The 6,721-nt window shown below is 44.0% G+C and carries 9 protein-coding genes; all 9 read left to right on the forward strand.

Features of this window, described 5'->3' with window-relative positions; all coding sequences use genetic code 11:
* On the forward strand, positions 1 to 1,145 hold a 1,145-nt coding region (locus tag WAM07_RS14645), incomplete at its 5' end, for a DEAD/DEAH box helicase (RefSeq protein ID WP_422168011.1).
* Positions 1,142 to 1,804: a ComF family protein gene (locus WAM07_RS14650; protein ID WP_422168013.1), complete on the forward strand. Its 663-nt coding sequence runs from the start codon at positions 1,142 to 1,144 to the stop codon at positions 1,802 to 1,804. The genes WAM07_RS14645 and WAM07_RS14650, both read left to right, overlap by 4 nt.
* A 75-nt stretch (positions 1,805 to 1,879) precedes the next feature.
* Positions 1,880 to 2,290: a TIGR03826 family flagellar region protein gene (locus WAM07_RS14655; RefSeq protein ID WP_422168015.1), complete on the forward strand. Its 411-nt coding sequence runs from the start codon at positions 1,880 to 1,882 to the stop codon at positions 2,288 to 2,290.
* A 14-nt stretch (positions 2,291 to 2,304) separates the two neighbouring features.
* Positions 2,305 to 2,637: a flagellar biosynthesis anti-sigma factor FlgM gene (gene flgM / locus WAM07_RS14660; RefSeq protein WP_422168017.1), complete on the forward strand. Its 333-nt coding sequence runs from the start codon at positions 2,305 to 2,307 to the stop codon at positions 2,635 to 2,637.
* A 6-nt stretch (positions 2,638 to 2,643) separates the two neighbouring features.
* Complete coding sequence (locus tag WAM07_RS14665; RefSeq protein WP_422168018.1) at positions 2,644 to 3,144, forward strand: flagellar protein FlgN; 501 nt, start codon at positions 2,644 to 2,646, stop codon at positions 3,142 to 3,144.
* A gap of 17 nt (positions 3,145 to 3,161) precedes the next feature.
* On the forward strand, positions 3,162 to 4,721 hold the full coding sequence (gene flgK / locus WAM07_RS14670) for a flagellar hook-associated protein FlgK (protein ID WP_422168020.1): 1,560 nt from the start codon (positions 3,162 to 3,164) through the stop codon (positions 4,719 to 4,721).
* A gap of 8 nt (positions 4,722 to 4,729) precedes the next feature.
* A complete protein-coding gene (gene flgL / locus WAM07_RS14675; protein ID WP_422168022.1) occupies positions 4,730 to 5,599 on the forward strand; it encodes a flagellar hook-associated protein FlgL in 870 nt (289 codons plus the stop codon).
* 64 nt (positions 5,600 to 5,663) lie between these two features.
* A complete protein-coding gene (locus WAM07_RS14680) occupies positions 5,664 to 6,215 on the forward strand; it encodes a DUF6470 family protein (RefSeq protein ID WP_422168024.1) in 552 nt (183 codons plus the stop codon).
* 18 nt (positions 6,216 to 6,233) lie between these two features.
* Positions 6,234 to 6,689, forward strand: coding sequence for a flagellar assembly protein FliW (gene fliW / locus WAM07_RS14685; protein WP_422168026.1), 456 nt, complete (start codon positions 6,234 to 6,236; stop codon positions 6,687 to 6,689).
* Positions 6,690 to 6,721: the final 32 nt, after the last annotated feature.

Consider the following 6,721-nt stretch of genomic DNA (forward strand, 5'->3'; position numbering starts at 1 on the left):
CCTGTGTTTACTGCCGATGCTGTATTCAAATGGGACGAGTTATGGAATGTGAGCCTTTGTATTTCGGCAGTCCAAATGTGGCATGGCCCCGGTTTGAAAATCCATGCGCGTGGAAAGGAGAATTAACCTTTTCTCAGCAAAAAGCAGCTGATGAAATAAGAAATGTTATTCAGCTAGGGAAAGGGGAAAAACTGATCTGGGCGGTTTGCGGTGCTGGAAAAACCGAAATGCTGTTCCCGGGACTGACTGCTGCTTTCTCTTCTGGAAAGCGGGTCTGTCTTGCTACTCCACGAACTGACGTTGTACGAGAATTGCTGCCCCGACTGAAAGCTGCCTTTCCGAACGTTGAGATGGAAGCATTGTATGGAGATAGTCCGAATAAAAAAGGAGCTGCACAGTTTCTTATTGCAACCACCCACCAGCTTCTTCGTTTTGCCCATGCTTTTGATGTGATGATTATTGATGAAATTGACGCGTTTCCATTTCATCAGGATCCTGCGCTCCACTACGCTTCAAAGCGTGCAGCCAAAACAGAGTCCTCTCTTATTTATCTTACCGCGACCCCTAGAAAAGCCCAGCACAAACGTATTCGGAACAAAACCCTTCCAGTGGTTTTCATCCCGAAGCGTTTCCATGGTCATCCACTGCCTGTCCCCCAACTTAAGTTGACCCCAAGTCTATTTCACCATTTGAAACGCGGAAAGATTCCGCCAAGTTTACTTGAAAAAATTAAACAGCAGCAACAATCCCATCGGCAGCTGCTTATTTTTATGCCATCAGTTAAACAGGCTGATCAGATAGCTGAATATCTAAGGAAGTGGAAGATGATTGTGGAATCCGTTCATGCGGAAGATCCAAAGCGGGCTGACAAAGTCATGGCTTTTCGAAAGAAGCACTATCCGATTCTGGTTACTACGACTATTTTAGAACGTGGTGTTACTTTTCCTTCCGTGGATGTGTACGTTGTGGATGCAGGGCATTCAGTGTTTGATGAAGCTGCACTCGTTCAGATTGCAGGGCGGGCGGGAAGAAGTCCCGATGATCCTTATGGAGAAGTTATCTTTTTTCATACAGGAAAAACAAATCCGCTGCTGGATGCTCGTGAATCGATTATGAAAATGAATCGGTTGGGAGAGAAGTTGTGAGGTGTCTGATTTGTCACGAGGAGATCATCCCTAAAATAACGTGGTCCAATTTTTGGAGTATACCGGAAAAAGAAGTACTTTGTACCGTATGTAAGTCTCAGTTTCAACTTCTTAAACCAGGGTGCACCCTCTGTTTTCGAGAAGGTGAGAATGGTGTATGCGAGGACTGTCAATGGTGGGAGCAGACTAATCCTGGCCTGCTAGCTAAAAATACCTCTGTGTTCCAATATAATGAATTTGCAAAAGAATTCGTAGCCCGCTGGAAGTATCGAGGCGACTATATTTTATTGGAAGCCTTGCAATGGCATGTTGTGGAACATTTTAGTAGAATGAGGAATTCAGACTGCATTATTGCTCCAATTCCATTAAGTGAAGAACGTTTTTCTGAGCGTGGCTTTAACCAGTCTGAAGCCATCATTTATTTACTTAATCAAAGGTCCCACTCTTTGTTCGAAAGAAGAAATTCAGAAAAGCAGTCAAAAAAGGGAAGGTACGCACGCATTACGTCTAATAATCCATTTAAACTGACCCAATCTGTGCGTCAGCCCGTTATACTTGTGGATGATATTTACACCACAGGAACCACCGTGAGACATGCAGCATCTCTCCTAAAACAAGCGGGATGTCCAGCCGTGACTTCGTTTACTATTTTTCGTTAATTATTTTGTTAGGAACCTTTGACTTCGAGATTCGATGCCGATATAAGAAGTAGATATCGAATAGGAGGCGACGTTATGGGGGATTTAGCTAATTGTTCGCGTTGTAATGCTCTTTTTTTAGCAGGAACTGTCGCAATTTGTAACCAATGCAGAAACAAAGAAGAACAAAATTATCAAAAGGTTTATGCATTTATGCGCAAAAAGCAGAATCGGATGGCATCAGTTGAAGAAATTGAAGTCGCTACGGGGGTTTCTGAAAAGCAGATCAGGGAATTCGTTAAACAAAAGCGGTTACATCCAGCTCAGTTTCCTAATATTAGTTACCCGTGTGAGAAGTGCGAAAGACCTATTCAGGACGGTCGTATTTGCGAAGGATGTAAACAGGATATAACAAAGGAATTGAAGCGCCACGAAAGCAATAAGGAGCTTGATAGCAAAAAAAAGGTGAAAGAAAACAGGACTTATTACTCGGTGGAAAATAAATAATAAGATGGATTTAAATGCTGGATCATTCAGACGATATTATAAGAAACCGTCGTTACTATTTACGAAAAGAGGTGAACGGAATGAGAATTAATGGACCGAACCAATCAAATTTTAATCCTTATACAAAGCAGGTAAACAAACAGGCTGAAGTGAAAAACCAGACCAAGCCGCAGGATAAAGTCGAAATTTCAAGTCAGGCGAAACAAATGCAAAGCACGGAAAAAACAGATCCCGTCCGCCAAAAGATGATTGAAGAGCTTAAAATAAAAGTCGAGTCCGGAAATTATCAGGCCGATCCGAAAGAAACGGCAAAAAATATGCTGAACTTCTGGTCTAACAAAAACTAAAGGAGAATGGCATTGACGTTAAAATCAGTCATCCAGTGCATGGATCATTTGAAGCAATTGCATGAAAGCCTGCTTATTTTATCCCGGAAAAAAACAGAAGCCCTGAAATCGAATGACACCAATAGTATACAGCAGCTGCTTACTCAGGAGAGAAAACACGTGCAGGCCATAAATAAAGTGGAAAAACAACGTGGTGAAGCTGTTGTTTCCTGGTGTGAGGCTCAGGGCCTCTCTACATACGAACCGACCATTTCCAACATAATTGCTAACCTTGAAGGAGATTCTCAGGCAAAGCTTGAGGCCATTTATGAAGAAATGATTCTTGTGCTTTCAAGCCTCAAGCAGCAGGAGCAGCTGAACGCCCAGCTGACGAAACAGTCGCTGCAGTTTATTAACATGTCGCTTGATATGCTTCAGCCCTCACTTGATAGTGTCAATTATGGGGGGAAATCAGCTCCTTCAAGAAACCATAAATCGAAGCGATCCACCTTTGATTCAAAAGCCTAACGCAGAGGAGAATTATCATGGTATCTACTTTCCATGGACTTGAAGTAGCTAAACGAGGGCTATTCACTCAACAGTCAGCTCTTTACACCACTGGTCATAACATATCGAACGCGAATACAGAGGGCTATACGCGGCAGCGTGTTAATTTTGAACAAACCGGCCCCTACCCGGCTGCGTCCAGAAATCGCGCAGAAATTCCTGGTCAGATGGGGACGGGAGTGCAGGCTCAAAGTATTGAACGTGTCCGTACTCAATTCTTAGATGATCAGTACCGTGGAGAAAATAATCGTTCCGGCTACTATAGTATAATGGCAAGCTCTATGGAACGTATGGAGGAAGTGATGAATGAACCTTCTGAAAATGGCTTAGCTAAAACTATGGACCGTTTCTGGCAGTCACTACAGGATCTGTCGGTTAATCCCGAAGACTCGGGAGCCCGTTCAGTCGTCAGACAGCGAGGGAAGGCCGTAGCAGAGACATTCAATTACTTATCCAATACAATCCATACCATGCAGCTTGATGTAAAAAATGAAGTAAGTGTCACTACGAAGGAAATCAATTCTCTTGCTTCTCAGATCAATAATGTAAATAAACAGATTGCTGAGCTCGAGCCACATGGTTATGTAGCGAATGATCTTTACGATGAACGCGACCGCCTGATCGATCAGCTGTCAGGACATGTTAACATAGACGTGTCTTACGAAGAACCTCCTTCCTCTGCCAGTCCTTTAGCAATGGGAAAAGCATCAATCACCTTAATGAACGGAAGTGGGCAGCCGCTTTCCCCGGCTTCGCAACTGCTTGATGGTGTGAGCAACTCGGTGAGTCCATTGTCCGTTTCTTACACGGCTGACGATACGGGTCTGGCACAGTCTATCCAAGTAGGAGCGACGTCTTATGCCCCAGAGGTATTTGCCTCACCGGGCAAGCTTAAAGGTCTGATTGAAGCAGGAGGATATAAGGATGAGTCAGGAGTCGAACGGGGCATCTATCAAGGAATGCTCGGAGACTTTGATCAGATGGCTACTGCTTTTGCAACTGAATTTAATGCCGTACAAAAGAGTGGAGCCAGTCTAAATTCGATTAATACGGGAAACACGCCGCCAGCGTTCTTTTCTTTTGGAGCGACTACGGTGAATGAAGATGGTATCCGTGAAGGATTAGCTGGGGCAATTGATTTAACGAACGAAATAAAAAAGGATAACGATCATATTGCAGCAGCAAGCAGTGAAGAACCGCTCGCCGGGAACGGAGATAATGCGCTCGCTCTTGGAGACGTACAGGATAATAACCTTCAGCTGCTAGGCGGTGATACCTCTCTAAACAGTTTTTATGAATCAATGATTGGAGGCATGGCTGTGGAGACTCAGGAAATTCAGCGGATGGCGGGAAATTCCGGAACACTGAAGCAATCCGTTGAGGAACAGCGTCAGTCAGTCAGTTCAGTCTCTTTGGATGAGGAAATGACGAATATGGTAAAGTTTCAACATGCATATAATGCAGCAGCTCGTAACATTACCGTTGTAGACGAGATGATTGACCGTGTTATTAATCAAATGGGGCGAGTAGGAAGGTAGGGTGAACGATGCGCGTGACACAAAGTATGCTTTCAAACAATATGCTTCGTAATCTTAGTCAAAGCTATGGACAAATGGGGAAATACCAGGAGCAGCTTACAACAGGCAAAAAAATCACGAAGCCTTCCGATGACCCTGTGGTGTCCATGAAGGGCATTAATTACCGGTCTCAGCTCACAGAAGTTCAACAGTACAAACGGAATATCGGCGAGGTTCATAACTGGATGGACAGCAGTGATTCTTCTCTTGACAAAGCGACACAGGCGATGCAGCGTGTCCGTGAATTAACAGTACAAGCAAGTAACGGTACATACGACACCGAGCAAAAAGCAAATATCGCCAAGGAAGTCCGTCAGTTGAAAGAGCATATGGCAGATATCGCGAATACTAAAGTGAACGATAAGTACATATTTAACGGAGCCAATACGACTGAAGAGCCCGTAGATGCGGAGAGCTTCACGATAAACAGTAGTATGAGTAAAGTCGAGATCGGCGTATCTGAAGGCGTCCGCATACAAGCGAATGTAAATCCGCAGCCCGTTTTCGACCAGGGGCTTTTCAACGATCTTGAAGCTTTTGCAGCTGATTTGGAAACCGGCACTAATAAGCTGGGTGGCTATATCGCTGTATTCGATAACAAAATCAATCAGATTGTGAATGAACGTGCTGACCTTGGTGCCCGGATGAACCGGGTTGATCTGATTGAAGACCGCCTGGAAAGCCAGGAAGTCACAGCTAGTAAGATGATGTCTGATAATGAAGATGCGGATATTGAAAAAGTTATAACGAATTTAAAAACTCAGGAAAGTATTCACAGGGCGGCACTGGGGGTGGGCTCCCGAATCATTCAACCTACGCTGATGGACTTTTTGAGGTGAATTTGACCCCACTTTTGTGGGGTCGTTTAATGTCTGCTTTATTTTTAAAAAGTGGAGGTGCTCCATGTCGGTTCCTAAGCTGCAAATTCAAACTACACAAGCCCAGCTGGGTATTGTAAGCCGCCCAGCATCGCAAGCTATCCGCCAGTATAAGGCTCAGCAGACGATTGAACAGCCAGAAGCGGATGTAAGTATTCATCAGCGTTCTGGGAAGTTGACCATTGACCAGACGAAGGCGTGGAACAATATTGGATTAAAGAGTATTTTTACACGGACAGAAGAGACAGCTGAAAAAGCTCAGCAAATTTGGATGGATGGGATCTCCAGAACTGCGAAGGAAGGCGATGAACTCATGCGAATTGAAAATAAAGGTGATCCAATTGCCGCTCATGCTGCGCAGAATGCACAGTTTGATTTTTCCATGATTCCCGGGGGACGGCCGGCTTTTGACCTGGTTGATATTCAATATGAGCCTGCTCCTGCATCCATATCAATTGAACCCAACCATCCCAAAATTCAAACGGTTAAGCAAGCCCCTCAATTATCCTATAAGCTCGGGAGAGTAGAAATGAATTTAGAACAGTACGCCGATATACAAATTGATTGGAAAGTTTAGAATAAAGGATGGATAAGCATGAAGATCGCAACGAAACACTTTGGTCATGTAGAAGTTGATGAAACCAAGCTTTTGAAATTCCACAATGGGCTGCCAGGTTTTGAAATGTATAAAACATATGCGTTAATCCCTGTGGACGAGTCAGCTGTTTATTTTGCCCTGCAGTCGGTTGAAGCAGCCGGGGTCGCCTTAATTGTCTCAAGTCCTTACATATTTTTTAAAGGTTACGTCTTTAACGTAGATGAAGATACGAAGCAGGAGCTTGGATTGACAAGTCCGGATGATGTGCTGGTTTATAACGTTCTGACCTTGCGTGAGCCTTTCAAGGATTCGACTATGAATTTACAGGCTCCTGTCATTATTAACGTAAAAAATAGAAAATCAAAGCAGTTGATTCTAAACGACCAGAGCTATCAAACGAGGCATTTACTGGTTAACGGTCAAGAAGGTGGTGGCAGCCGTGTTAATCCTTAATCGTAAAGCGGGAGAGTCGATCCGTATTGGTG

Source organism: Halobacillus sp. (assembly GCF_049282395.1).
Taxonomy (GTDB): domain Bacteria; phylum Bacillota; class Bacilli; order Bacillales; family Halobacillaceae; genus Halobacillus.

Excerpts from the sequence above, each read along its gene's own strand:
- fliW (WP_422168026.1), top strand. The coding sequence starts at position 6,234 with ATGAAGATCGCAACGAAACACTTTGGTCATGTAGAAGTTGATGAAACC.
- flgK (WP_422168020.1), top strand. The coding sequence starts at position 3,162 with ATGGTATCTACTTTCCATGGACTTGAAGTAGCTAAACGAGGGCTATTC.
- WAM07_RS14655 (WP_422168015.1), top strand. The coding sequence starts at position 1,880 with ATGGGGGATTTAGCTAATTGTTCGCGTTGTAATGCTCTTTTTTTAGCA.
- flgL (WP_422168022.1), top strand. The coding sequence starts at position 4,730 with ATGCGCGTGACACAAAGTATGCTTTCAAACAATATGCTTCGTAATCTT.
- flgM (WP_422168017.1), top strand. The coding sequence starts at position 2,305 with ATGCTGGATCATTCAGACGATATTATAAGAAACCGTCGTTACTATTTA.
- WAM07_RS14665 (WP_422168018.1), top strand. The coding sequence starts at position 2,644 with ATGGCATTGACGTTAAAATCAGTCATCCAGTGCATGGATCATTTGAAG.
- WAM07_RS14680 (WP_422168024.1), top strand. The coding sequence starts at position 5,664 with ATGTCGGTTCCTAAGCTGCAAATTCAAACTACACAAGCCCAGCTGGGT.